The sequence below is a fragment of the Rhodococcus sp. MEB041 genome, from assembly GCF_030208955.1.
In the GTDB taxonomy this organism is placed as follows: Bacteria; Actinomycetota; Actinomycetes; order Mycobacteriales; family Mycobacteriaceae; genus Rhodococcoides.
Genome location: NZ_JARVSZ010000005.1, coordinates 204616 through 229334, shown reverse-complemented (window position 1 = coordinate 229334; position 24719 = coordinate 204616). Strand labels below are relative to the sequence as shown.

Here is a 24719-nt window from a genome sequence, read left to right as displayed (position 1 = left end):
AGAGCGCCGGCCATCAGTCCTCCACCAGTTCGGTGAACTCCTGCTCGTTGCGCTCGGCCGAACGGACGAAGAGGTACCCGGCGACCAGCAGGACCGGGTACGCGGCGACGGCGAGTGCCCACCACGGAACCCCGATGCCGGCGATGCGTGCGGTACCCGCGGCCGGCGCGAACACCCACACCAGCGGGACGATGCCGAGGATCAGGACCACGACGGCCGCGGTGCGCAACGCGAGCGCCAACTGTGCGCGGACCAGGCCGTTGATCATGGCCTCGCCCACCTCGGTCTGCTCCTGGACCTCCACCCGGGTGCGCACGATGCGTGCACCGCGGCGCTGGGCCAACACCACCTTCTCTCGCTGCGCCGCCATCTCAGGAACGGTGCTGTCCGGCGAGTGCCGCTCGTGGGCCGCGGACGAGCCGATCGCGGAGTTCGCGGGTGTGGCGACGGCTCACCGGGAGCTCGACGGGTGGGCAGGCACCCGTGCCGCGCAGGCAGACCACCAGTCCGGACCCGACGGTGCGGGTCCCCCCGACCTGGCCGACGGACACGAGGTACGACCGATGGACGCGCAGGAATCCGTGGTCGGCCCAGCGGGACTCCAGCGTCGAGAGGGCGATCCGCACCAGGTGGGTGCCGGTCGTCGTGTGCAGCCGGGCGTAGTCGCCCTCGGCCTCCACCCAGACGACGGTGGACCGCGGCACCATCGTCGTCACACCGCCGAGCTCCACCGGGATCACGTCGTCCTGGTCGCTGCGCCCCGCGGGACCCGGTACCGCGCCGGACCTCTTGTCGACGACGCGGCGGACAGCGTCGGACAGGCGCTGGTCGCGGATCGGCTTGAGGAGGTAGTCGACGGCCCCGATCTCGAAGGCGGCGACGGCGCGATCGTCGTGGGCGGTCACGAAGACGACCGCCGGCGGTGAGGCGAAGTTGCTCAGCACTCCGGCCAGTTCCATGCCGTCGAGTCCGGGCATGTCGATGTCGAGAAAGACACCGTCGACCGGCGCGTCGCGCAGGATGCGCAGCGCCGTGGTGGCGTCGCTCGCTCCCTCGACCGATCCGACCGCCGGGTGGCGGCGCAGCAGGTAGACGAGTTCGTCCAGGGCCGGCCGCTCGTCGTCCACGGCGAGCAGCCGCAGGGGCCGGTCGGCAGCGGCGGGCGTGGTCGCCTCGGTGGCATGGGTGGGGCTCATGGCGCCTTCATCGTGCCATGTCGCGCGCGCACGTCAGGGCCGGATGCCTGCCCGAAATTTCGGGATCCGCATACTCACCTTGGTGCCGGCGTCCGGCGCGGTCTCCACCACCAGGCCGTAGTCGTTGCCGAAGGCGGCGCGCAACCGGTCGTCGACGTTGGCGAGTCCGACGTGCACCCCCTCCTCCGATCCCAGGTCGCCGGAGCGCAGCAGTTCCGGATCCATGCCGACACCGTCGTCCTCGATGCTGATGGCCGCGTCCGTACCCGCGTCCGCCGCGATGACGGTGATGCGGCCGCGTCCCCGGCCGGCGACGCCGTGGCGCACCGCGTTCTCGACGAGGGGCTGCAGCGCCAGGAACGGCAACACCACTCCCAGTACCTCGGGAGCGATCTGCACCGTCACGTCGAGGGAGTCACCGAAACGCGCGCGCTCGAGCGTGAGGTACCGGTCGATGTTGCGGAGCTCGTCGGAGAGCACCGTGAACTCCCCCGCCGTGCGGAACGAGTAGCGCGTGAAGTCGGCGAACTCGAGGACCAACTCGCGCGCACGATCGGGATCGGTCCGCACGAACGACGCGATGGTCGTCAGGGCGTTGTAGATGAAGTGCGGGCTGATCTGGGCGCGCAGCGCCCGGACCTCGGCCCGGTCGAGGCGTGCTCTGCTCGCGTCGAGTTCGGCCAGCTCGACCTGCTCGCCGACGTACCGCGCGACCTCGGTGCAGGCCCCGAGAAGACCGGGACCGGGTTCCTCCAGCGTGACCACGCCCAGCACGCAGACCACGCCGGCGCCCTCGGTGAGGACCGGCTGCACCACCACCGAGCGTGCCGGGGCGTCCGCGGTCGCGGCGGTGCGCAGCAGCACCCGACGCTCGGTGTCAACGGCACGGCGGGCGACCACGGGGAACTCGTCCAGGGTCCCGTCGACGGGACCGTCGTGGCCCAACACCGTCCCGTCCGGTCCCGCCAGGACGACGGCGGCGGCGCCGGTCAGTGTGCGCAGGTGCGGCGCCGCCTCCGACGCGGACGCGGCGTCGAGGCCCCGCCGCAACGGGCGTGCCGCGAGCGATGCGGTGTGCAGCGCGGCGTGCACCGCGCGTTCGGTGGGCGTGGTCAGCGGGCGCGTCCCCCGGCGCGTGATGACGACGACCGCACCGGCGACGACCGCGGCCATCACCAACAGGACGACCGCCGTGGTGGCTGTCACGGCACCTGGTCACACGTGTTCGTCGGTTGTCCGGTTCCCTCGAACCGCTGGGTGATCCAGTCGATGCCCTCGATGTTGGCGGCCGAGTCGGCGTGGCCCTGGTCCGCCCGGACCCGGTAGTCGATGACGTCGCCCTGCGCGCACGCTCGGCGGGACGCGTCCTCGGTCCACTGCGGCAGGATGAGATCGTCTCGCGAACCGACCAGCACCATCATCGGCGCCGCGGCCCGCCCCTGCGGTAGGGCGTTGTCCGACAACCACTCTCGAATGGCGGCGTACGCTTCCGGCGAGCTGGGGCGCACGTCGTCCGGTCCGATGGATCCCGCGGCTGTCAACTTGCCGGCGGCCAGGGGTCCCGTGCAGGCCAACAGGACGTCCTTGTTCTCCAGCAGTCCGCCGCTGAGGAAGTCCGCGTCGGTGTACTCCGGATGGTCCACGAGGAAGCCCTCGACGACGAACGGCATGATCGCCTTCTGTGGCAACGTGAGCTGCCCCAGTCCGGACTCCGGGGCGATCGGGCTGATGTCCGCGGCCGGGGACAGGTTGGCCGATCCCAGGAACTCGAGCCCGTCGCCGTACTCCGCGGCCATCTCGGCGGCGGCCCAGGTGGCCTGCCCACCCTGCGACACGCCCAGCGCCGCCCAGCGAGTCCCGCTGCCGGGCGCCACGTTCCGCGCTGCGCGGACAGCGTCGATGATGTCGTGGCCGGCCGACGGGGCGTTCAGGTACGGATGCGGATCGTCGGTTCCCAGGCCCTCGTAGTCCGTCACCGCGACGACGGCGCCGCGTTCGAGCATCGGCGTGACCAGGCCGATGGAGCCGAGCAGATTGGGATAGAGGGACGGTGCGCACTCGTCGGTCACACCCGTCGTGCCGTGCCCGACGGACACGACCGGCCATCCCCCCTCGGGCGGTGCGCCGGCCGGGACGAACACCGTGCCCGTGACGTCGACACCGCCGCCGTCCACCCCGGACGTCGAGCGGTACGTGATGCGGTGCGCCGTGGCGCCGAGGTTGGTGACCGCCTGGTCGACCTGACCGAGGAGCACGTCGGCGACCAGCGAGCCGCGCTCGTCGCCCGTGGGGGCGGGAGAGCGGGGTGCCGCGTCAGTGGTCGCGTCGTTCCCCGGGCTGGGCGCGGGATCCGACGACGCACATCCCGACAGCATCAGCATCGACGCGGCCAGTGCCGATCCCAGCAGGACCGGGACCCTGCCGCGCAGTCCTGGTCTCGAACCGATCCTGCACACGTTCACTCTCGACCTCTTTCCGCCATGAATCGCTGCAACCGTGTCTCGGTGGCGGCCTGCTCGATGTCGAGCCCGTCCAGAACCGCGGCGAGAACCTCGTCGTCGAGGTCCCCCGCGTCGCGTGCGGCGAGCAACGCCTCGCGCTGTCGCCGCAGTGCGGTGCGCCGCCATCGATCGAACACCGCGCCGGAGGACCGCGCCCGCGCGGCCCTCTCCTGATCGTCCTCGTCCTGCTCCGTCCGGAGACGGCCCAGCATCACGCGGCGCACCCGATCGACGACCTCGGCGGCCTCGGTTCCCTCGACCTTCGTCATCGCCTCGTCGAGCGACTCCTCGACCGCACGGCGCGCGATCTGCCGAGCGAGTGCGCGCTGCTCGTCGAGATGCCGGGCCTCGTCCGGGTCGGAGATGTCCAGCCGTCGGATCACCAGCGGCAATGTCACCCCCTGGATCAGCAGGGTTCCGACGGCCACGGTGAAGGCGATGGCCTGGATGACTCCGCGCCCGGGGAAGTCGTCCCCCGCGAGGGTGGTGAAAGGGACACCGGCGGCCGCCGCGAGGGTCACCACTCCGCGCATCCCGGCCCAGGACAGGACGACGTTCTGGCGCCAGGTGAGTTCCGCGTCCTCGGTCGATCGAGCCCGGTGGTAGACGCGTCGCAGCGCCGAGCCGGCGAACAGCATCACCGGACGCACTGCCATGACGAGCGCGAGGACCAGAAGTCCGTACAGGAAGATGTGGTGGACGGGCAGCCCCTCGCGGCTGATGTCGTCGATGACGAACTTGAGCTGCAGGCCCATGTAGGCGAAGACGAAGGTCTCGAGGAGCAGATCGAGCGTCGGCCAGACGTGCCGCTCCTGGATTCGCGTCGGGATCGCGTCGCCGCTGCGCGCCGAACCGAGCACGAATCCGGCGGTGACGACGGCGAGCACACCCGAGGCGTGGATCTGCTCCGCGGCGAGGTAGGCGGTGAAGGGAACGAGGATGCCCAGCACGGTCTCCAGCGCGCTGTCCGCCATACGGCTGCGGACGAAGCGCACGAGTCGGCTGAGCACGTATCCCACGGCGACGCCGCCCACGACCTCGTAGACGAAGAACAGGAGCGGCGAGTCGATGCCGACCCGGCTTCCCGTCACGGAGGCGACGGTGATGGTGAACAGGGTCAGCGCCGCCGCGTCGTTGACGAGTGATTCGCCGGTGAGGATCGCCATCATGCGCGCGGGCAGACCCAGCTTGCGCCCCACGGCTACCGCGGCGACGGCGTCGGGCGGCGCGACCACGGCGCCGAGGACCAGGGCGGCGCCCAGTGTCAGCTCCGGGACGAGCCAGTACGAGAAGTACCCCACCGAGACGGTCGTGACGACGACGAGACCGACGCCGAGCCGGACGATGGAGCGGAAGTTGTGCGCGAAGGAGCGGAACGAGAAGTTCAACGCTGTCGAGTACAGGAGGGGCGGAAGGATCACGCCCAGAAGGAGTTCGGGTTCGAGAGCGGGACGCGGCAGCCCGGGGACGAACGAGGCGACCGACCCGACGGCGACGAGAACGAGGGGCACCTGCAGATCGAGGCGCTTGGCGAAGCCGGCGATGACGACGGCCCCGACGATCACCAGAAGCAGGAGCCACCCGTCCATCGACTCGACTACCGCGCGGGTCTGCTACTTCTCGGGGATCGCCTTCTTGGCGGCGTCCTGGACCTTGTCGATCTTGTCGGCGTACTTGCCCTGCGTCTTCTTGTCGGCGAAGTCCGCTGCCTTGTCCACGGCCTTCTCGATCTTGTCACTGTTCTGAGCGGCGGCCTTCTTGCCCTGGCCGATCAGCTTCTTGAGGTTGTCCACGAGTGCCATGGTCGTCACGATACCGCGCCGGACCACCAACGCCGGTGCGGGAGAGGACGCGCGAGATCGACACGCTGGCCCGGCATCGGCACCACCACCGAGATGCGCTCCGCCGCGGCGGCCGTCAGCAGCCGCTCCACGGGTTCGGACCACGGGTGGAACGCGAGGTTGAAGGTCGCCCAGTGGACGGGCACGACGATGCCGGAGGACGGGGTGCCCTGCTGCAGGTCACCGTGCGACCGCGCCGCCTCCTCGGGGTTCATGTGGATGTCCGGCCACCGGTCGTCGTAGGCACCGACGGGAAGCAGGGTCACGTCGAACGGACCGAGCCGCGCGCCGATGTCCGCGAACGCCTCGGTGTAGCCGGTGTCGCCGCCGAAGAAGGCCCGGTGCTCCGGACCCACCACCGACCACGACGCCCACTGCGTGGTGTCGCGCACCAGGGACCGGCCCGAGAAGTGTCGTGCCTCCAGGCACGTGACGGTGAGCGATCCGATGCGGACGTCGTCGTTCCAGTCGAGCTCGACGATCCGGTCCTCGGGAACCTTCCAGCGGCGCAGATGGGCGCCCACCCCCAGCGGCACCAGGAACGGCGCCGACTGCGACGTGAGCAGCGTGGCCACCGTGTCACGGTCGAGGTGGTCGTAGTGATCGTGCGAGATGACGATGGCGTCGACCTGCGGAAGCGCCTCGGCCGCAACGGGTACCGGGTGCAACCTGGCCGGTCCGAGAACCCGCGACGGTGAGACCCGCCGGCTCCAGACCGGATCGGTGAGCACGCGGTGACCGTCGATCTCGACGACCACCGAGGAGTGCCCGAACCAGGTGACGGCCAGGTCCCCGGCCTCCGCCGGCGCGAGCGGGGTGGCCAACGGCACGGCGCGCTCGGGTCGTCCCGAGCGGCCGCGCGTGAGCATCGCGGCTCCGATGCTCGCCTGCTCCCCCGCCGCGACCGGCGAGCTGCTGCGTGTGTTGTGGAACTTGCGGTCCCGGTAGTGCGAGGACGCGGCGGCGTACGGACGGATGGCACCGCGTCCGGCGCCGACGGCGGACGGCACACCCCACGCCGCGCGCGCGAGCCAGGACAACCCTGCGGCGGCGAGCCCGATGGACACTGCTGCGGTGGCTGGATTCACGCCTCCGACACTAGTCCACGGTTGATGTGTACCGACTTCACAAGTATCGGCTCACGTCTGTTCCGGCAGGATGTGCTCCCCCGTCTTGTCGGTGCTCAGCGACAGCGACGAGATGTAGAGCGTCTCCCCGTTCGACCCCTTCTTGGCCGACGCGATCATGTCCGGCCGCTCGAACTCCATTCCCGACACCGAGCACAGCAGCGTCGCGTCGGACGGGTTGCCGTACTCGTCGAACATCGGCAGGTCGATGCCGTCGTCGGTGCGCCGCAGGTAGTACTTGCCCTTGGTCGCGACCGCCAGCACGGGCGGCAGCACGATCGCCAGTACCAGCGCCACGATGGGCGAGTACGGCTTGATCGCCGGCCCGAACGCCCCGAAGAACACGAGGATGGACAGGATCGCGGACACCGCCATGGAACCGAAACCGACGGGGTTCACCGCGTAGAGCATCCCCCTGCGGAACTCCGGCACCTTCGGGGACAGCTTCAGCAGGTACTTGTTGAACACGATGTCGGAGGCGACCACCGCGATCCAGGCGATACCGCAGTTCGCGTAGAACCCGAGGATGTTGTTGAGGAAGTCGAACATGTTGGCTTCCATCAGGATCAACGCGATCGCGAGGTTGAACAGCACGAAGACCAGTCGTCCGGGGTAGGACTTGGTGACGCGGGTGTACGAGTTGGTCCACGCCAGGGAGCCCGAGTACGCGTTGGTCACGTTGATCTTGATCTGCGAGATGACGACGAGCACCACGGCGAGGGTCATGGCGAGCCAGCCCGGCATGAAGTTCTCGTAGATCTCGAGGAACTGGTGCACCGGCTCGTTGGCGATCGACGATCCGTCGACCACGTTAGCGATGAGGTACACGGCGAGGAACAGTCCGACGATCTGCTTGAGCGCACCGAAGATGACCCAACCCGGCCCCGCGAGCAGGACGGCCGTCCACCAGCGACGCGAGTTCTCCGGCGTCTTGGGCGGCATGAAGCGCAGGTAGTCGATCTGCTCCGCGATCTGAGCGATCAACGAGAGGCAGACACCCGCGGCCAGCATGACGGATCCGAGGTTCACACCGGTGCCGGCGGCACCGTCGGCACCCCCGTAGGCCATGAACTGACCGATGGAGTCGGGGTTGCTCACCACGAGATAGACGAACGGCAGCACCATGAGGATCAGCCACAGCGGGGTCGTCCACACCTGCAGTGTGGCGAGCGCCTTCATGCCGTAGATGACCAACGGGATGACCATCAGGGTGGACACCGCGTACCCGATGGGCAGCGGGATGTTCAGCCCCAGTTCGAGGCCCTGGGCCATGATCGACCCTTCGAGCGCGAAGAAGATGAACGTGAACGTCGCGAAGATGACGTTGGTGACCACCGACCCGTAGTAGCCGAATCCGCTTCCGCGCGTGATCAGATCGAGGTCGATGTTGTAGCGCGCCGCGTAGTAGGCGAGCGGCAGACCCGTCAGGAAGATGACGACGGCGAACACCAGGATTCCCCACAGCGCGTTGCCGGTGCCGTAGGAGATGCCGATGTTGGCGCCGATCGCGAAGTCCGCGAGATAGGCGATTCCGCCGAGAGCCGACGTCGCCACGACGCCGGTCCCCCACTTGCGGTAGCTGCGCGGGGCGAAGCGCAGCGTGTAGTCCTCGAGCGTCTCCTTCAGTGCCGCCGACTGCTTCTGACTGTCGGACGTGAGCGTGGAGTCGGGTGGAACGTCTCCGAGAGCGGTCATGGTCGGGTGCCTCCGGTCGTGTCGCACGCCGTGGCGGCGCGATGCGAGATGACCGTAGGAACGCTGTGTTGCCGGACTGTACGCACTCTGTGTCGAGTGCGTTACGTGGTGCCGGGGTGTCGCCTTTGCCCGAATCGGCAGGTCAGCGACCCCGATGTCGTCACTGGCCCTGGAAGACCGGGCGTCGCTTCTCCTTGCGCGCGATCCGCGCCTCCACGGCGTCGTTGCTCGCCCAGGCGGCCGCGAACGCGTCGAGCTGCGTGGCGTTCGCCTCGTCACGTGTGCCGTCGTCGTTGAAGACGAGTTTGAGGTGACGCAGCGACAGTGGCGCCAGCTGCGCGATCTCCTCGGCCCACGCGTGCGCGACGTCGAGATCGCCGAGTTTGTTGGCCAGTCCGCACGCCAGCGCCTGCTCGGCGGACAACTGCTCGGCACCCAGGAGCACCGTCCGGGCGGGACCGCCGCCGGCCAGCGACACCAGCCGCTTGACGGTCCAGTTGTCCACGGCGATGGCCAACCGGGTGGAGGGAATGGCGAAGAAGGCGCCCGAGTCGACCACCCGCAGGTCTGCGGCGATGGCCAACTGCGTACCCGCACCCACAGCAGGCCCGTTCACGGCGGCGATGACCGGGACCGACACGGTCTGGAGCGCGCGGTTCATCGACAGCAGCGCCTCGGGGAACTCGTCGGCGATGGCTTCGCCCGACAGATCGGCGCCCGCGCAGAAGCTCGTGCCCTCGCCGGTGATCACGACGACGCGGGTGCCGTCCGCCTCGGCACCCTCCACCGCCTCACGCACTTCGGTGCACAGAGCCGTGTTCAGAGCGTTGCGGCGCTCCGGTCGCTGCAGTTCCACGGTGAGAACCGCGCCGTTCCTGGTGATACCAATGGTCACGTTGTGTCTTCTCTCTGCGTGGAACGAAGTGTTCTGTGAGACCCCCTCACGCGAATTTACCGGGTGCGGAGCCCTGACTGGTGTACTGGACGGGTGCAACACGTCGACGTCGCAGTGATCGGTGCCGGGCAGGCCGGTCTGTCCGCGGCCTATTTCCTGCAGCGAGCGGGGCTGCGGGCATGGGACGACTACGTCGTGCTCGACGGTGCGCCGGCTCCCGGTGGGGCGTGGCAGTTCCGCTGGCCCTCCCTGACCCTCGAGACCGTCAACGGCGTGCACGACCTTCCGGGCATGGCGTTCGCGGACACGCTGGCACCCGACGTCGACCCCGCGCACGTGCCCGCGTCGTCGGCGGTGCCCGAGTACTACGCGGCGTACGAGAAGCACTTCGCGCTGCCCGTACGGCGGCCGGGACGGGTGTCGGTCGTCTGCGACCGGGACGAGACGACGATGCGGTACCGGGTGGAGGCCGAGCAGGGCGACGTCCACGCACGGGGCTTGATCAACTGCACCGGCACCTGGGAGCACCCGTTCGTCCCGCGCTACCCCGGCATGGAGACGTTCACGGGGCGCCAACTGCACACGCGCGACTACACCTCGGCGGAGGAGTTCCGCGGCGAGCACGTCGTCGTCGTCGGAGGCGGGATCTCCGCGGTGCAGTTGCTCGACGAGATCTCGCGCGTGACCACCACGACGTGGGTGACCCGCCGCGAGCCCGTCTTCCTCGAGCGGGACTTCACACCCGAGGTGGGCCGCGCTGCCGTCGCGCAGGTCGAGGATCGAGTGCGCCGCGGACTGCCGCCGGGATCGGTGGTGTCGGTGACCGGCCTGATCCTCACCCCCAGCTTGCGCGAGGCCCGCGATCGCGGCGTCCTGGTACGGCGGCCCATGTTCGCGGAGGTCACACCCGACGGAGTGCGGTGGGACGACGGCACCGCCACCCGGGCGGACGTCATCCTGTGGGCCACCGGGTTTCGCAGCGCGCTCGATCACCTCGCGCCGCTCCGACTGCGCGGGCCGGGCGGCGGCATCACGATGACCGGCGCGTCGGCCACTCGAGTGGCCGCGCGGCCCACCGTCCATCTGATCGGATACGGTCCGTCGGCCAGCACCATCGGCGCCAACCGTGCGGGACGCACGGCCGTGCGGGAACTACTTCAGGAGCTGGGCGAGACGTGAGTGCCGTGGTCCGTGTCGACGACCTGTCCGCCTATCGCGGCGAGCGCACGCTGTTCGACGGTCTCGACCTCACCGTCGGACCCGGCGACGTCGTCGGGCTGGTCGGCGCGAACGGCGCCGGCAAGTCGACGCTGCTCGGCCTGCTGGCGGGCACGGCGACCGGGGTCGACCACGACGGCACGGTCACGCTCACCCCGTCGGACGCCACCGTCGGCCACCTGGCGCAGGAGGTCTCCCGCGTTCCCGGTGAGACCGTCGAGATGTTCCTGCAGCGCCGCACCGGAGTGCGCGCGGCCGAGGACGCGATGAACGCGGCGGCGGAGACGCTCGGCGACGCGAGCGCGTCGGACGATCTCTACACACCGGCACTGGAGCGGTGGTTGGCGCTCGGCGGCGCCGATCTGCCCGAGCGAGCCGAGTCGGTGCTCGCCGGCCTGGGCCTGGACGCGGCGCTCGACACCGAGATGTCCGCCCTGTCCGGTGGGCAGGCGGCCCGCGCATCACTCGCGGGAATCCTGTTGGCGCGCTACGACGTCCTGCTTCTCGACGAGCCCACCAACGATCTGGATCTCGCGGGACTGGACCAGCTCGAGAACTTCGTGACGAGTACCCAGTGCGCCGTGATGATCGTCAGTCACGATCGTGAGTTCCTGGCGCGCACCGTCACCGGCATCGTCGAGCTGGACCTGGCGCAGCAGCAGATAGCGGTCTACGACGGCGGTTACGAGGCCTACCTCGTCGAGCGCGACGTGGCGCGTCGTCACGCACGGGAAGAGTTCGAGCAGTACGCCGACACCAGGTCCGGGCTCGAGGATCGCGCTCGGATGCAACGGAACTGGCTCGAGCACGGCGTGCGGAACGCTCGACGCAAGAGCAAGGACAACGACAAGGCGAGCCGGAAGGTCCGCGCCGAATCGACGGAGAAGCAAGCCGCGAAGGCGCGCCAGACCCAGCGACGCATCGAACGGCTCGACGTCGTCGAGGAGCCGCGCAAGGAGTGGGAATTGCGCATGGAGATCGCGGCGGCGCCCCGCAGCGGCAGCGTCGTGGTCTCCGTGAACTCCGCCGTCGTGGAGCGGGGGGCGTTCCGGCTCGGGCCGGTGACGGCACAGATCGACGCCGGGGACCGCATCGTCGTCACCGGCGCCAACGGCTCGGGCAAGACCACCCTGCTGCACCTGCTGCTGGGCCGCATCACGCCGACCAGTGGATCCGTGAGCACCGGCTCCGGAGTCGAGATCGGCGAGATGGACCAGGCGCGTTCGGCTTTCGACGGACCCGACTCGGTCGCCGACGCGCTGGCAGCCTCCGTTCCGGACTGGCCGGACGCCGACGTCCGCACACTCCTGGCGAAGTTCGGTCTCCGCGGACAGGCCGCCCTGCGGCCGTCGGCATCCCTGTCCCCCGGCGAGCGCACCCGAGCGGGACTCGCGCTGCTGCAGGCCCGAGGGGTGAACCTGCTCGTGCTCGACGAGCCCACCAACCACCTCGACGTCCCCGCCATCGAGCAGCTCGAATCGGCACTGGAGACCTACGAGGGAACGATGCTCCTGGTCACCCACGACCGGCGGATGCTCGACTCGGTGCGCAGCACGCGCCGGTGGACCGTCGCGCAGGGCGTTCTGCACCAGGACTGAGGATTTCCCCACCCGATCGTCGCAGTTCCTGCCGATCGGCAGAATCACGCACGATCGTGTGGTTCAGCGCGCGCTCGCGCGAACAGTGCTGCCTCCGGTATTGACACATCGTTAGGTTTATACAACACTTCGATACATGAGTCCGGTCAAACGCGGGACCACGCTCCCCATCCACAACCGCATCGGTGTGCTGCGCGCCGAGCGTCGGATGACCCGCGCCCAGCTCGCGGAACTCGTCGAGGTCAACCCGCAGACGGTCGGCGCACTCGAACGCGGCGACCACTACCCGAGCCTCGATCTCGCGATGCGCATCTGCGACGTGTTCGGGCTGCCGGTCGAGGCGGTGTTCTCGCGTACCGAGTTCGCGCCGCTGTCCACGGAGGTCTACCGACGCACCCAGCCCGAGGAAGGGACACCACGATGAGTGACACCGTTCTGGACCGCTATCAGGCGTTCCGCACCCGTCGATACCTGCAGAACGAGGCGCGGTACGCGCACTACCTCCCCGGCTGGCGCACCAGGTCACGGCGCCGGCTGCTGGTGTGGATTCTCGTCGCCTCGCTCGTCGCGCTCGCGGCATCGTCGATCTTCATTCTCGTCGGGCCCGAGTGGGCGCCGCTCACCTGGCTTCCCGGCGCGATTCTCATGAGCGTGTCGTGGACGACGCTGCAGATCGTCACCGGCCGCCGCAGCGATGCTCCCGCCGATGCGCTCGACGAGTGGGACCTGGAACGTCGCAACGCGGCTCGCTCCATCGGGTTCGCGATCACCCAGGGCGCGGTGACGGTTCCGGCGCTCGCACTGGTGTGGGCGACCACCTTCACCGACGATCCCCGACTGGCACTCGGTGGCGGATTCATCATACTGAGTGGTCTACTTGTCGGGATCTGCTCTCCCGGCATCATCCTCGCCTGGACGGCGCCGGTCGACGAACCGGACGAATTCCCCACTCCCACACCCCACTCCCCCGAGAAAGGATCAGCATGAGCGGCTCGACTCTCGAGATCGACGACCTGCACAAGAGATACGGCGAGACCGTCGCACTCGACGGCGTCGGGTTCACCGTGAATCCCGGCGAGGTGTTCGGGTTCGTCGGCAGCAACGGTGCCGGCAAGACCACGACGATGCGCATCACCCTCGGCGTGCTGGGAGCCGATTCGGGAGAGGCACGCCTGAACGGGCAGCCCATCGACCTGAACGTGCGCCGCACCATCGGATACATGCCGGAGGAGCGTGGGCTGTACCCGAAGATGAAGGTGGGAGCGCAGCTGAAGTACCTGGCCGAGCTGCACGGGCTCTCCACGTCCGACGCCTCCGCCGCGGTCGCGACCTGGACCGAGCGCCTCGGCATCGACGGCCGGGTGAACGACACGGTCGATTCACTGTCACTGGGAAACCAGCAGCGAGTCCAGTTGGCCGCAGCCCTGATTCACGATCCCGCCGTCCTGGTGCTGGACGAACCCTTCTCGGGTCTCGACCCCGTGGCCGTCGACACCATGAGCGAGGTGCTTCTCGAGAAGGCCCGCACCGGTGTCCCCGTGCTGTTCTCGAGCCACCAGCTCGATCTGGTGCAGCGCCTGTGCGATCGGGTCGGCATCATCGGTTCCGGCCGGATGAAGGCCGTGGGCAACGTCGACGAACTGCGCGGCAAGTCCGGCACCACCCTCGAGGTGCACGCCCCGGCCGCTCCCGCCGGCTGGGCCGACGCGCTGACCGGGGTCACCACCGTGTCGCACTCCGACGGGCGCACCAGCCTGTCGTTGGCGCCCGAGGCGGACGACCAGGCGGTGCTCGCCGCAGCGCTCGCCACCGGACCCGTGCACGAGTTCGCCCGCAGCACACCGTCCCTGACCGACCTGTACCGAGAGGTAGTGGCATGAGCGAGAAGTCGACCACCCGATCACCGCTCTCGGCGGGACGAGCCATCGCGCTCGTCGCCCGGCGCGAGTTCGACGTCCAGGTCCGGAAGAAGAGCTTCCTGATCTCCAACGCCATCGTGCTGCTGGTCATCGTCGGCGGCATCGTCGCGTTCTCGATCTTCTCCGGCGGCAGCGACTCCGAGGACCGGACGCCCCTCGGGCTGGTCGGTGACCAAAGCCTGTCCCAGACCCTCACCGCGGTGGGCGATCAACTCGGCGCTCCCGTCGAGGTCCGCGAGATCGGCTCGGCGGACGAGGCTCGCACGCAGGTCACCGACGGCGACGTGGACGTGGCGCTCGTCCCCGGGACCGGCGGCGCGTACACGGCCGTCACCGAGGACACCGTCGACGGCACCCTGAAGGCCGTCATCGACAGCGCGGTCGCCGCGCAGGCGCAGAACGACGCCCTCACCGGGCTGGGAGTCGATCCCGCCACCGTCACCTCGGCGACGAGCGCCGCCACGGTCACGGTCGAGGCCGTCGATCCGCCCGATCCCGCACAGGGTCAACGACTCGCGCTGAGTTTCATCGCCGTCATCCTGCTGTACGCCCAGATCATCACTTTCGGCATGTACGTCGCGATGGGTGTCGTGGAGGAGAAGTCGTCCCGGGTCGTCGAACTGCTGCTCTCCACCGTGCGCCCGCTGCAGCTGCTGTGGGGCAAGGTGATCGGCATCGGTGTGGTCGGACTGGTGCAGCTCACCGCGTACGGCGCCGCCGGCCTCATCGCGGGCACGGCCACCGGCACGCTCACGGTCACCGGTACCGCCGTCAGCGTCTTCGTCTCCACCATCGGCTGGTTCGTGCTGGGCTTCGCGTTCTTCGCGGTGCTCTACGCCGCCGGCGGCTCCATGGTGTCGCGCCAGGAGGACGTCAACTCGACGACCATGCCGCTGCTGATCGTGATCCTGGCGATGTTCTTCGCGGCGTTCTCGTCCATCGACGACCCGGGAGCGACACTGCCGACCGTCCTGTCGTGGATTCCCCCGTTCTCCGCCATCCTCATGCCGCTGCGCATCGCGGCGGGCGTCGCGGACCCGATCCAGATCGTCGGCACCATCGTGCTGATGATCGTCGCCACCCTGGTTCTCGCCGTCGTCGCGGCCAAGATCTACCAGCGCTCCATCCTGCGCATCGGCCGCACGGTGTCCTGGAAGGAGGCGCTCGGGCGCGCCTGATCGCACGCCATACTGAGCGCATGACGACCTCGGCGCAGCAGTTCCTCGACGCGGTGCTCGATCCCGGGACTTTCCTCTCGTGGGATCGGGCACCGCTCGTCGTCGCGGCGGACGAGCAGTACCTCGCCGACCTCGAGCGCGCACGAACCCGGAGCGGAGTGGACGAGGCGGTCCTGACGGGTGCGGGCACCGTCGGCGGGCGGCACGTCGCCGTGGTGGTGTGCGAGTTCGCGTTCCTCGCCGGATCCATCGGTGTGGCCGCGGCGGAGCGCATCACCCTGGCCGTGGAACGGGCCACGGCGGAGGGGCTTCCGCTGATCGCGTCCCCCACTTCCGGCGGCACGCGCATGCAGGAGGGCACCGCGGCGTTCGTACAGATGGTGAAGATCGCCGCGGCGGTGACCCTGCACAAGGACGTCGGCCTGCCCTACCTCGTCCATCTCCGGCACCCCACGACGGGCGGCGTGTTCGCGTCGTGGGGATCGCTCGGCCACGTCACGTTCGCCGAACCCGGTGCCCTCATCGGGTTCCTCGGACCGCGGGTCTACCAGGCCCTCTACGGCCAGGACTTCCCCGAGGGCGTGCAGACGGCCGAGAACCTGTTCCGCTGCGGCGTGATCGACGCGGTCGTCCGTCCCGCCGATGTCCGCGGCGTCCTCGAACGGGTCCTGGTGGTTCTGCAGGACGAACCGGAGGCGACCCCCGAGAACGCGGAGCCGTCCGACGAGGGTGCGGACACCTCCGTGTCGGCATGGCACTCGGTCCTGCTGAGTCGCCGCGACGACCGCCCCGGTGTGCGAGAGCTGCTGGTGGCGAACGTCTCTCATCACATCCCGCTGAGCGGGACGGGGCGCGGCGACTTCGACTCCACCGTGACCCTGTCCCTCACCCGGTTCCGCGGACGATCGTGCGTCCTGTTCGGGCAGGATCGCACCGGGCAGACGCCGGAGAACACGATGGGTCCGGGCGCTCTCCGAGAAGCGTTGCGCGGCATGCGCCTCGCGGAGCAACTGGGCCTGCCGCTGGTCCTGGTGATCGACACGCTCGGCGCATCGCTCTCACGCGAGGCCGAGGAGCACGGGTTGGCTCCCGGAATCGCGCGCTGCATCTCGACGCTGATCACCCTCCGCACTCCCACCGTGTCGGTCCTGCTGGGGCAGGGCACCGGCGGCGGCGCGCTCGCACTGCTGCCCGCCGACCGCGTCGTGGCCGCGCAGCACGCCTGGCTGGCGCCGCTCCCGCCGGAAGGGGCGAGTGCCATCGTGCACCGCGACACCGCACACGCGCCCGCGATGGCCGAGGCGCAGGGCATCCGGCCCGTCGACCTCCGGTCGGCCCGGATCGTCGACACCATCGTGCCCGAGGACCCGGATGCCGCCGACGAACCGCACCGGTTCATGGGTCGCCTCGGGACCGCGATCGCCCGCGAACTCGACACCGTCACCGCCCTCGACCCGGGCGTCCGGCAGTCCGAGCGACTGCGTCGGTTCAGGACGCTGGGGCAGTAGCCTTCGCGCGGTGCCGCCGGACCGCGTCGCGGTTGGAACAGGCCGTGCCGCAGTACCGTTGGCGACCGGTACGGGAGAAGTCGGCGTAGACACGGTCGCAGTCGTCCGCCGAACACCGACCGAGACGGTGCATGCCGCGGCCCACCAGATGCAGCGCGGTACCGACGCTCACCAGCGCGCGCACGACGTCCGCGAGCGGCAGATCCGGATCCCGGTAGTGCAGGTGCCAGCCGTCGTCGGCGTGGTTCGTCAACCTCGGGTATGCCGAGGTCTGCGCGAGCAACGCGTTCAGTGCGAGCGCCCGTTGCTCGTGCGTCGGCGCGTCGACCACGCCGAGCCACTCCTCGAAGAACACCTCCGCGCGGGCCAGATCGGTGTGCATGGCCACCGTGTCATCGGACATGCCCGCCTCGAGGCACCGACTCTCGAACTCCACCGCATCGGTCGGGGGCGAGTTCACGATGTCGACGGCCAGCCGGACCGCATATTCTCCGTAAGGGTTGAGGTGCACAAGACCATTACAGCAGACTCGTCGTCATGAGCACCGTGGAATGTCTGCATCGATGGACGGTCGAGTCCCGCCACCGCACCAGCGAGGGCACCGTCGTCTATCACCGGTGCCACTGCGGACGGCACCGCGTCACCCGGGAGACCCCGGTCCAGGAAGCGGTCGGGATCAGCTCCCCGACGTACCGGCCATGACGGGAACCATCACCGCCACGGTGACCGCGGTGTAGACGTCCTGCACCGCCTTGCGCACGGCATCGCTCGCCCACTCCCCCTGCGCGATGTCCTTGGCACGGTTCTTCACCGCGCGCTTGTCCGCATCGGGAAAGACCTTGTGCGTCGCGTCGATCGCCGACAGCAACGCCACCACCGCGGACGTCCGCGCATCGGGATCGAGACCGTCGATCAGGACGGAGTGCAGCGTCTCGCGGACCCGGTCCTCGTGCGACGAATCGAGCGTCGGCCACGTGGTGGTGGGGAACAGGCCCAGGACCTTGCCCTTCTCCTCGCCGACGAACCCACGCTCGACGACGCGGGCGACCACCTGCTCGCGAATGTCCTTGTGCAACTTCTCGACGGCCGATTTCGGCGTCATCGGACGTTTGGCCGTCTCGATCGCCTCCACGGCCCGCTCGAGTATCGGATCCGACACCGTTCGAGCGCCGGACACCGCGAGCCGGCCCTTCTTCGTCGTCTCGTTGTCGCCGGCCACCGACACGGTGCCGTCCATCGCGAGTTCGAGGATCACCGCGCCGGCGAGCACCCGCGGCAGCTTGGTGCTGTCGACGACGGGCTTGCCCGTTCCGTCGTCCAGCAGAAGAAGCAGCAGATCCTCGGCAATCAGGGTCATGTCTCGACCTTACGGAAGTGCGGCCGAGATTACAGTCGGCTCATGACCGAATCGGGCGCCTACCGCCAGGCCTACGACGCCGCTGCCGCCGACCCCGACGCCTTCTGGCTCGAGGCGGCGCGGGCGATCGACTGGGACGTCGCGCCGACCATCGCCCTGGACTCGTCGAACGCACCCTTCCACCGCTGGTTCCCGGACGGTCGACTGAACACGTGCGTCAACGCGCTCGACCGCCACGTCGCGGCCGGTGCCGGCGATCGGACCGCGCTGATCCACGATTCCGCCATGACGGGCGCTCGCGTGTCGTTCACCTACTCCGAACTCCTCGACCGGGTGTCCCGTTTCGCGGGGGCGCTCGCCGCTCGCGGCGTCGGTGCGGGTGATCGCGTCGTGCTCTACATGCCGATGATCCCGGAGGCCGTCGTCGCGATGCTCGCCTGTGCGCGCCTCGGTGCGGTCCACTCGGTGGTGTTCGGCGGGTTCGCCGCGAAGGAACTGGCCGCGCGCATCGACGACGCGGATCCCGTCGCGATCGTGACCGCCACGGGTGGTCTCGAACCCGGACGCACCGTCGACTACGTGACACCCGTCGCCGCGGCCCTCGCCATGTCGACGTCGTCCCCGCGTGCGGTCTTCCTCACGCGCCGACCGGAGATCGACATCGAGGCACCGGGCGACTGGCTGGACTTCCACCGGGAACTCGACGCCGCGACCCCCGCGGATCCCGTGTCGGTCGCGGCGACCGATCCGCTCTACATCCTCTACACGTCGGGCACCACCGGGAAGCCGAAGGGCGTCGTCCGGGACAACGGCGGACACGCCGTCGCGCTGCGCTGGTCGATGACCAACATCTACGACGTCGGACCCGGCCAGGTCATGTGGACCGCCTCGGACGTGGGCTGGGTGGTCGGCCACAGCTACATCGTCTACGGCCCGTTGCTGGCCGGAGCGACGACGGTGCTGTACGAGGGCAAGCCCGTCGGCACCCCCGACGCGGGCGCGTTCTGGCGAGTGATCGAGGAGTACGGGGTGCGTGCGCTGTTCACGGCGCCCACAGCACTGCGCGCCGTACGCAAGGTCGATCCGGAGGCCGCGCTGCTGCGCGATCACGACGTGTCGTCCCTGGAAACCCTGTTCGTCGCCGGCGAGCGCCTGGATCCGGACACCTTCTCGTGGGCGTCCCGCATCCTGGACCGACCGGTGGTCGACCACTGGTGGCAGACCGAGACGGGGTGGGCGATCTGCGCGAATCTCCGTGGGCTGGAACTGATGCCGCTGAAATCGGGCTCACCGACGGTGCCGGTGCCCGGGTTCCACGTCGGCATCGTCGACGGTGCGGGGGCCGAGGTACCCGCCGGCACCGAGGGCAACATCGTGCTCGAACTCCCCCTGCCGCCCGGCACACTCGCCGGCCTCTGGCAGGACGACGACCGGTTCCTGTCGTCGTATCTCGCCGCGTTCGACGGGTACTACCTCACCGGCGATTCGGGCTACGTCGACGAGGACGGCTACGTCTACGTCCTGGGGCGCACCGACGACGTCATCAACGTCGCGGGGCACCGATTGTCCACGGGCAGTATCGAAGCCGTCGTCGGCGCCCACCCGGCCGTCGCCGAGTGCGCCGTGATCGGCATCCACGACGAGACGAAGGGTCAACGCCCCAGCGCCTACGTCGTGCTCAAGACCGGCGTGGACATCGACGACGTCACCCTGCGCTCCGAACTCGTCGCCGCCGTTCGCGAGGACATCGGCGCCGTTGCCACGTTCCGTGACGTGACCGTCGTACAGGCGTTGCCCAAGACCCGTTCGGGCAAGATCCTGCGCAAGACGATGCGCCAGATGGTCGACGGCGACGAGGTGGTGGTGCCGTCGACCATCGAGGACGCGTCCGTGCTCGACGCCCTGGCGGCCCTCTTCAGGCCCTGAAGGACCGCACAGTCAGGACTTGAGCGCGCCGAAGCGTCGGAGCGCTTCCTCCCGCTCGTGTTTGTGGTCGACGATCGGCTCGGGATAGTCCTCCGGCCGTCCGTTCTTCAGAGCGTGCACGGCTTTACCCTCGACACCGCGGAGCTCGGGAACCCAGCGACGCACGTAGTCGCCGTTCGGGTCGAACTTCTCGCCCTGCGTCGTGGGGTTGAACACCCGGAAGTACGGCGACGCATCGGTTCCCGTGCCCGCGGTCCACTGCCACCCGTGCTGGTTGCTGGCGATGTCGCCGTCCATCAGGTGCTGCAGGAAGAAGCGTGCACCCCGCCACCACGGCAGGTGCAGGTCCTTCACCAGGAAGGATGCGACGATCATCCGCACCCTGTTGTGCATCCAGTTCTCCGAGACCAGTTGGCGCATGCCCGCGTCGACGATGGGGAAGCCCGTCGTGCCGTCGCACCACGCCTGGAAGAGCTCGTCCGCGTGCGGCCCGGAGTCGAGCTCGATCTTGTCGAACCTCTTGTCGTAGTTCTCCCGAGCGCTGTCCGGTCGACGAAAGAGGATGTCGGCGTAGAAGTCTCGGAAGCACAACTCGCGTCGGTACGCCTCCGAGCCGTCGTTCTTCAGTGAGGCCAGATCGGCCAGCATGGTGCGCGGATGGATGGTCCCGTACTTCAGGTGCACCGACATCCGGCTGGTGCTGTCCTTGTCCGGACGGTTGCGCTCGTCGTCGTACCCGGTCGCACGGTCGTCGCGGAAGTCCGCCCACGAGGACAGCGCCGCCTGCTCGCCGGCCTCGACGTCCGCACGGGTCTTCTCCGTCGGAATGGTCACTCGCTTGCGGCCGCCCGACACGTCGTCCGGATCGATCCACGACGCCGACGACGCGGAGGTGTCGGCGGGGCCGCGCCAGCCGTGGTCCTGCCAGCGGCGGTAGAACGGCGTGAAGACCTTGAAACCCTCGCCGTCGTCCTTGACGATGCGGCCGGGCGACACCGCGTACGGCGACCCCGTCCGCACCAGGTCGACCTTCTCGGCGACGGCGTCGTCGCGGCGTCGACCGTACGGACCGTAGTCCTCGCTCACGTGCACGGCGCCCGCTCCCACGGCCTTCGCCACGGCCGGAACCGCGGCCACCGGATCGCCCTTCACCACCATCAGGCGGCCGCCGAGCTGATCGTCCAGCGCTGTCAACGACCGGAACAGCACGTCGCGGCGCGCGGCACCCGACGGGCCGAGGAGGTGATCGTCGAGCACGAACAGCGCCAGCACGTCCCGGCCGTCCTCGGCGGCGTGGGCCAGTGCCGGGTGGTCACCGAGGCGCAGGTCGCGGCGGAACCACAGGACGGAGGGTGCAGAAGAGCTCATGACAGACGTTCGTACCCGTTCCGCGCCCCGGCCGAACGTCAGGGTCCGGTGTAGGCCGGCTCGGCCGGAAGCACCTGCGTCTGGATCTGCGCGTCCACCAGGCCGGCGATGGCGGTGGGCGCGGTACGCAGCGGGCCCAGCGGATCGGTTCCTGGCGGAGTGAGTTGGAGACAACTCTGCGTGCCCACCCTCGACTCGACGGCCGGGCCGTCGTTGTCCAACGCGTCGGCCAGCATCGCGATCGCCGTGGCGTCCGACGGAAGCAGGACGTGGGAGACGTACTTCAGGGGGCAGACGTCCTGGATCACCAGGTTCGACGCCCCGGCCATCGCGCCGGCGGCCGGGGCCGGTCGCACCAGCTCGTCGAACGCCGTCGAGATCGTGGTGGCCGACGTGCCCGCCGGGAACGGCGTCGACGTCAGTGCGGCCATGAAGTCGGAACCCTCCGAGAACTGCCAGATGGGCGCCGCACAGCCGCCCAGCGCCGCGCACACCGCATCGGTGTCCTGCGGAGCACCCACCGGAGCGAGCCCGACCACGTCGTCCACCACCGCGGCGACCTCGGGATCGGACTTCACCGCCCACGCCGCGAGAGTTCCGCCCTGGCTGTGGCCGACCAGATCGACCGGGCCACCGCGGGTGTTCGCGGTGCGCAGCACGGCGTCCACGACGAAGCGGGTGCTGATCTGCACGTCGACCGTCGCGCGCCGAGGTAGTTCCACCGTGCAGAACGGTCGACCGGTCTGCGTGAGCCACGGTTCGAGCACCGCGCCGAAGTCCTCGACACTGTTCGTCCAGGTGCCGTGCACCAACACCACAGGGTCCTCCGCCGCACCCGCGACGTCGCCGCTGCACGCGTAGGTGGAGCCGACGGCCGGGTCGGCGGGCGCTGCGACCGCCGTGACGGCGCTGACCACCACCGTCGCCGCCACCGCGGTCAGGACCAACCCGACCCGAACCGGTAGCGCGAACAACGACCCTGCATTCCACCCTGACGATCCTGATCCCGACGACCCCATGCCGCATCACCCCCGACGGGGAAGCTACCGCCCGCCGGAGGTGGTGCCGCACGGAAAACGGACATTCGGCACGCCTCGAGTGAATGTCACCAGCGCGCCGCGTGCATCACAGGACGAACAACATCTCCTGGTAGGTCGGCAGCGGCCACAGGTCGTCGGCGACGATGTCCTCGAGCTGATCGGCCGCCGCCCGCACCTCCGCCATGGCCGGAAGGAGTGCGTCCCTGGCGTGGGTGGCCTCGCCGAGCGCGTCGTGCCCGGTGTCGGCGTCCAGCGCGCCCTTCAGCGTCGCCAGCCCGGCCCGCAGAGCCGCGAGCGGCACGGACACGGTGTCCAGCGGTGCCCTGTCGATCTCCACGCCCACCGCCTGCAGCGCGGCCAGGTTCTGGGCGACCTCCGTCTGGTACCGCACTGCCGCCGGCAGCACGATGGTGGTGCCCATCTCGAGCGTCAACCGAGCCTCCACACCGATGGTGAGTGCGTACTGCTCGAGCCCGATCTCGTAGCGGCTGTGCATCTCTCGCGAGTTGAACACGTCGTACTTCGAGAAGAGGGCCAGTGCCTCGTCGGTGATGAGCTCCGGCAATGCGTCCAGCGTCGTGCGCAGGTTGGCGAGACCCCGCGCCTCCGCCTCGATGGGCCAGTTCTCCGAGTACCCGTCACCGTTGAAGACGACAGCGCCGTGGTCGGTGATGATCTGCGTCAACAGGTTCTGAACCGCGGTGTCGAAGTCGACCCCGTCCGCGACGGCCGTCTCGAGCTCGGTGGCCATGTGGTCGAGCGACTCGGCCATGATCGTGTTGATGACGACCATCGGCTCGTTCACCGTCTGCATCGACCCCGGAGCGCGGAACTCGAATCGGTTGCCGGTGAACGCGAACGGGCTCGTACGGTTGCGGTCGCCCGGATCGGTGGGCAGCACGGGTAGCGTGTCCGCCCCGATCATCATGGTGCCCTTGCCCTTCGAGGACGTCGCCGCGCCCTTGGCGATCTGGTCGAAGACGTCGGCGAGCTGGTCACCCAGGAAGATCGAGATGATGGCCGGCGGAGCCTCGTTCGCGCCGAGTCGGTGATCGTTCGTGGCCGACGCCACCGATGCGCGCAGCAGCCCGGCGTACTTGTGCACCGCGCGGATCACCGCGGCACAGAAGACGAGGAACTGTGCGTTGTCGTGCGGGGTGTCCCCCGGGACCAGGAGGCTGCCGAGCTCCGAGTTGCCCAACGAGAAGTTGACGTGCTTACCCGACCCGTTGACGCCCTCGAACGGCTTCTCGTGGAACAGGATCTCCATGCCGTGCTTCTTGGCGATGGTCTTGAACGTCGTCATGAGCAGTTGCTGGTGATCCGCGGCGATGTTGCCGCGCTCGAACATCGGCGCGATCTCGAACTGTCCGGGCGCCACCTCGTTGTGCCGGGTCTTGGCCGGGATGCCGAGCTTGAACAGTTCGCGCTCGGTGTCCATCATGAAGCCCAGGACGCGTTCGGGAATCGCGCCGAAATAGTGGTCGTCGAACTCCTGGCCCTTGGGCGGCTTCGCACCGAACAGGGTGCGCCCCGCGTTGAGCAGATCCGGACGCGCCAGGAAGAAGTGCCGGTCGACGAGGAAGTACTCCTGCTCCGGTCCGCAGAAGGACACGACGTGCTCGGGGTCCTCGTGTCCGAAGAGCGTCAGGATGCGCTCGGCGTGCCGGCCCATCGCCTGCTGGGAGCGCAGCAGACCCGTCTTGTGGTCCAGTGCCTCACCGGTCATCGACACGAACACCGTCGGGATGCACAGCGTGTTGCCATTCGGATTCTCGAGGACGTACGCCGGGCTGGTGACGTCCCACCCCGTGTAACCACGCGCCTCGAAGGTGTTGCGCAGACCGCCGTTCGGGAAACTCGACGCGTCGGGTTCGCCCTGGATCAGCGTCTTGCCGGCGAACTCCGCCAACGCGGAACCGTCCGACACCGGCTCGAGGAAACTGTCGTGCTTCTCCGCCGTCAGACCCGTCAGCGGGTAGAACACGTGCGCGTAGTGCGTCGCCCCCTTCTCGATGGCCCAGTCCTTCATCGCGGACGCCACCGCGTCGGCCACCATCGGATCGAGCGGCGCACCGTGCTCGATCGTCTTCATCACCGACTTGTAGACCGATTTCGGCAGGCGCTTCTGCATCACCACGCGGTTGAACACGTTCTCGCCGAAGACCTGACCCGGAGTCTCCGTGTCGGTGTAGCTGACGGCGGGAGGCTGGTACGCCTCGACCGCTCGCAGAGCCTGGAGACGGACCGTGTTCGCGCTCATCGTGATACCCCTTGCATGCTCGACCCCGACCGCGCTGGATGCACCGACGGCTTCGAGAGACGATAGAGACGCTCTGTTCCGGGCAGATT

Annotated in this window: 22 protein-coding genes; 8 read left to right on the top strand and 14 right to left on the bottom strand. The window is 69.1% G+C overall.

All coding sequences use genetic code 11. The features are described from left to right. Positions 1-13: 13 nt before the first annotated feature. From QRN16_RS15185 to QRN16_RS15145, 9 genes are all read right to left on the bottom strand, one after another. A complete protein-coding gene (locus QRN16_RS15185; RefSeq protein WP_027504184.1) occupies positions 14-370 on the bottom strand; it encodes a hypothetical protein in 357 nt (118 codons plus the stop codon). Position 371: 1 nt separating this feature from the next. Next, positions 372-1196 carry a LytR/AlgR family response regulator transcription factor gene (locus tag QRN16_RS15180; RefSeq protein ID WP_051612976.1) on the bottom strand — a complete coding sequence of 275 codons (825 nt, stop codon included), beginning with the start codon at positions 1194-1196 and terminating at the stop codon, positions 372-374. Positions 1197-1229: 33 nt separating this feature from the next. Continuing rightward, entirely contained in the window at positions 1230-2369 is a 1140-nt protein-coding gene (locus QRN16_RS15175; protein ID WP_037184426.1) for a sensor histidine kinase, read from the bottom strand. A gap of 29 nt (positions 2370-2398) precedes the next feature. Further along, complete coding sequence (locus QRN16_RS15170) at positions 2399-3577, bottom strand: lipase family protein (protein ID WP_502944018.1); 1179 nt, start codon at positions 3575-3577, stop codon at positions 2399-2401. A 77-nt stretch (positions 3578-3654) separates the two neighbouring features. Continuing rightward, positions 3655-5286, bottom strand: a complete 1632-nt coding sequence (locus QRN16_RS15165) for a Na+/H+ antiporter (RefSeq protein ID WP_222651013.1) — start codon at positions 5284-5286, stop codon at positions 3655-3657. A gap of 24 nt (positions 5287-5310) precedes the next feature. Next, entirely contained in the window at positions 5311-5499 is a 189-nt protein-coding gene (locus QRN16_RS15160; RefSeq protein WP_042575922.1) for an antitoxin, read from the bottom strand. 5 nt (positions 5500-5504) lie between these two features. Further along, positions 5505-6626, bottom strand: coding sequence for an MBL fold metallo-hydrolase (locus QRN16_RS15155; protein WP_285187933.1), 1122 nt, complete (start codon positions 6624-6626; stop codon positions 5505-5507). A gap of 51 nt (positions 6627-6677) precedes the next feature. Beyond that, entirely contained in the window at positions 6678-8360 is a 1683-nt protein-coding gene (locus QRN16_RS15150) for a purine-cytosine permease family protein (RefSeq protein ID WP_285187931.1), read from the bottom strand. A 160-nt stretch (positions 8361-8520) separates the two neighbouring features. Then, positions 8521-9255, bottom strand: a complete 735-nt coding sequence (locus tag QRN16_RS15145) for an enoyl-CoA hydratase (RefSeq protein ID WP_027504192.1) — start codon at positions 9253-9255, stop codon at positions 8521-8523. 93 nt (positions 9256-9348) lie between these two features. On the opposite strand from QRN16_RS15145, the gene QRN16_RS15140 reads away from it, so the two are divergent. From QRN16_RS15140 to QRN16_RS15110, 7 genes are all read left to right on the top strand, one after another. After that, positions 9349-10434, top strand: coding sequence for an NAD(P)-binding domain-containing protein (locus QRN16_RS15140; RefSeq protein WP_222651011.1), 1086 nt, complete (start codon positions 9349-9351; stop codon positions 10432-10434). Further along, positions 10431-12071, top strand: a complete 1641-nt coding sequence (locus tag QRN16_RS15135) for an ABC-F family ATP-binding cassette domain-containing protein (RefSeq protein WP_285187928.1) — start codon at positions 10431-10433, stop codon at positions 12069-12071. Before QRN16_RS15140 ends, QRN16_RS15135 begins: the two co-directional genes overlap by 4 nt. 136 nt (positions 12072-12207) lie before the next feature. Then, the gene (locus QRN16_RS15130; protein ID WP_027504195.1) at positions 12208-12495 is read left to right on the top strand and encodes a helix-turn-helix transcriptional regulator; all 288 of its coding nucleotides are present in this window, start codon (positions 12208-12210) and stop codon (positions 12493-12495) included. Further along, positions 12492-13058, top strand: coding sequence for a hypothetical protein (locus QRN16_RS15125; RefSeq protein ID WP_037183974.1), 567 nt, complete (start codon positions 12492-12494; stop codon positions 13056-13058). The genes QRN16_RS15130 and QRN16_RS15125 overlap by 4 nt, the downstream gene beginning before the upstream one ends. Further along, entirely contained in the window at positions 13055-13951 is an 897-nt protein-coding gene (locus QRN16_RS15120) for an ABC transporter ATP-binding protein (RefSeq protein ID WP_027504196.1), read from the top strand. Before QRN16_RS15125 ends, QRN16_RS15120 begins: the two co-directional genes overlap by 4 nt. Continuing rightward, a complete protein-coding gene (locus QRN16_RS15115) occupies positions 13948-15168 on the top strand; it encodes an ABC transporter permease (RefSeq protein ID WP_027504197.1) in 1221 nt (406 codons plus the stop codon). Before QRN16_RS15120 ends, QRN16_RS15115 begins: the two co-directional genes overlap by 4 nt. Before the next feature lie 20 nt (positions 15169-15188). Next, positions 15189-16676: a carboxyl transferase domain-containing protein gene (locus tag QRN16_RS15110; protein WP_285187923.1), complete on the top strand. Its 1488-nt coding sequence runs from the start codon at positions 15189-15191 to the stop codon at positions 16674-16676. On the opposite strand, the gene QRN16_RS15105 is transcribed toward QRN16_RS15110, so the two are convergent. Further along, complete coding sequence (locus QRN16_RS15105; RefSeq protein ID WP_027504199.1) at positions 16657-17187, bottom strand: CGNR zinc finger domain-containing protein; 531 nt, start codon at positions 17185-17187, stop codon at positions 16657-16659. The two genes, QRN16_RS15110 and QRN16_RS15105, sit on opposite strands and share 20 nt — an antisense overlap. Before the next feature lie 165 nt (positions 17188-17352). Beyond that, the gene (locus QRN16_RS15100) at positions 17353-18033 is read right to left on the bottom strand and encodes a GOLPH3/VPS74 family protein (RefSeq protein WP_222640862.1); all 681 of its coding nucleotides are present in this window, start codon (positions 18031-18033) and stop codon (positions 17353-17355) included. 42 nt (positions 18034-18075) lie between these two features. Here QRN16_RS15100 and QRN16_RS15095 point away from each other — a divergent pair, with 42 nt between their 5' ends. After that, positions 18076-19959 (top strand): propionyl-CoA synthetase, encoded by a 1884-nt coding sequence (locus tag QRN16_RS15095; protein ID WP_285187918.1) that lies wholly within the window; start codon positions 18076-18078, stop codon positions 19957-19959. A gap of 12 nt (positions 19960-19971) precedes the next feature. Here QRN16_RS15095 and QRN16_RS15090 read toward each other — a convergent pair whose 3' ends face one another. The 3 genes from QRN16_RS15090 to QRN16_RS15080 form a co-directional block, all read right to left on the bottom strand. Continuing rightward, positions 19972-21327: a cryptochrome/photolyase family protein gene (locus QRN16_RS15090; protein ID WP_027504202.1), complete on the bottom strand. Its 1356-nt coding sequence runs from the start codon at positions 21325-21327 to the stop codon at positions 19972-19974. Between the two features lie 38 nt (positions 21328-21365). After that, positions 21366-22301, bottom strand: coding sequence for an esterase/lipase family protein (locus tag QRN16_RS15085; protein ID WP_285187914.1), 936 nt, complete (start codon positions 22299-22301; stop codon positions 21366-21368). Positions 22302-22452: 151 nt separating this feature from the next. After that, the gene (locus tag QRN16_RS15080; RefSeq protein WP_027504203.1) at positions 22453-24630 is read right to left on the bottom strand and encodes a glutamine synthetase III family protein; all 2178 of its coding nucleotides are present in this window, start codon (positions 24628-24630) and stop codon (positions 22453-22455) included. Positions 24631-24719: the final 89 nt, after the last annotated feature.

Bases quoted from the DNA above. Each gene is read 5' to 3' on its own strand.
- QRN16_RS15185 (WP_027504184.1), bottom strand. From the start codon at position 370: ATGGCGGCGCAGCGAGAGAAGGTGGTGTTGGCCCAGCGCCGCGGTGCA.
- QRN16_RS15180 (WP_051612976.1), bottom strand. From the start codon at position 1,196: ATGAGCCCCACCCATGCCACCGAGGCGACCACGCCCGCCGCTGCCGAC.
- QRN16_RS15175 (WP_037184426.1), bottom strand. From the start codon at position 2,369: ATGGCCGCGGTCGTCGCCGGTGCGGTCGTCGTCATCACGCGCCGGGGG.
- QRN16_RS15170 (WP_502944018.1), bottom strand. From the start codon at position 3,577: ATGCTGATGCTGTCGGGATGTGCGTCGTCGGATCCCGCGCCCAGCCCG.
- QRN16_RS15165 (WP_222651013.1), bottom strand. From the start codon at position 5,286: ATGGACGGGTGGCTCCTGCTTCTGGTGATCGTCGGGGCCGTCGTCATC.
- QRN16_RS15160 (WP_042575922.1), bottom strand. From the start codon at position 5,499: ATGGCACTCGTGGACAACCTCAAGAAGCTGATCGGCCAGGGCAAGAAG.
- QRN16_RS15150 (WP_285187931.1), bottom strand. From the start codon at position 8,360: ATGACCGCTCTCGGAGACGTTCCACCCGACTCCACGCTCACGTCCGAC.
- QRN16_RS15130 (WP_027504195.1), top strand. From the start codon at position 12,208: ATGAGTCCGGTCAAACGCGGGACCACGCTCCCCATCCACAACCGCATC.
- QRN16_RS15125 (WP_037183974.1), top strand. From the start codon at position 12,492: ATGAGTGACACCGTTCTGGACCGCTATCAGGCGTTCCGCACCCGTCGA.
- QRN16_RS15120 (WP_027504196.1), top strand. From the start codon at position 13,055: ATGAGCGGCTCGACTCTCGAGATCGACGACCTGCACAAGAGATACGGC.
- QRN16_RS15115 (WP_027504197.1), top strand. From the start codon at position 13,948: ATGAGCGAGAAGTCGACCACCCGATCACCGCTCTCGGCGGGACGAGCC.
- QRN16_RS15110 (WP_285187923.1), top strand. From the start codon at position 15,189: ATGACGACCTCGGCGCAGCAGTTCCTCGACGCGGTGCTCGATCCCGGG.
- QRN16_RS15100 (WP_222640862.1), bottom strand. From the start codon at position 18,033: ATGACCCTGATTGCCGAGGATCTGCTGCTTCTTCTGCTGGACGACGGA.
- QRN16_RS15095 (WP_285187918.1), top strand. From the start codon at position 18,076: ATGACCGAATCGGGCGCCTACCGCCAGGCCTACGACGCCGCTGCCGCC.
- QRN16_RS15090 (WP_027504202.1), bottom strand. From the start codon at position 21,327: ATGAGCTCTTCTGCACCCTCCGTCCTGTGGTTCCGCCGCGACCTGCGC.
- QRN16_RS15080 (WP_027504203.1), bottom strand. From the start codon at position 24,630: ATGAGCGCGAACACGGTCCGTCTCCAGGCTCTGCGAGCGGTCGAGGCG.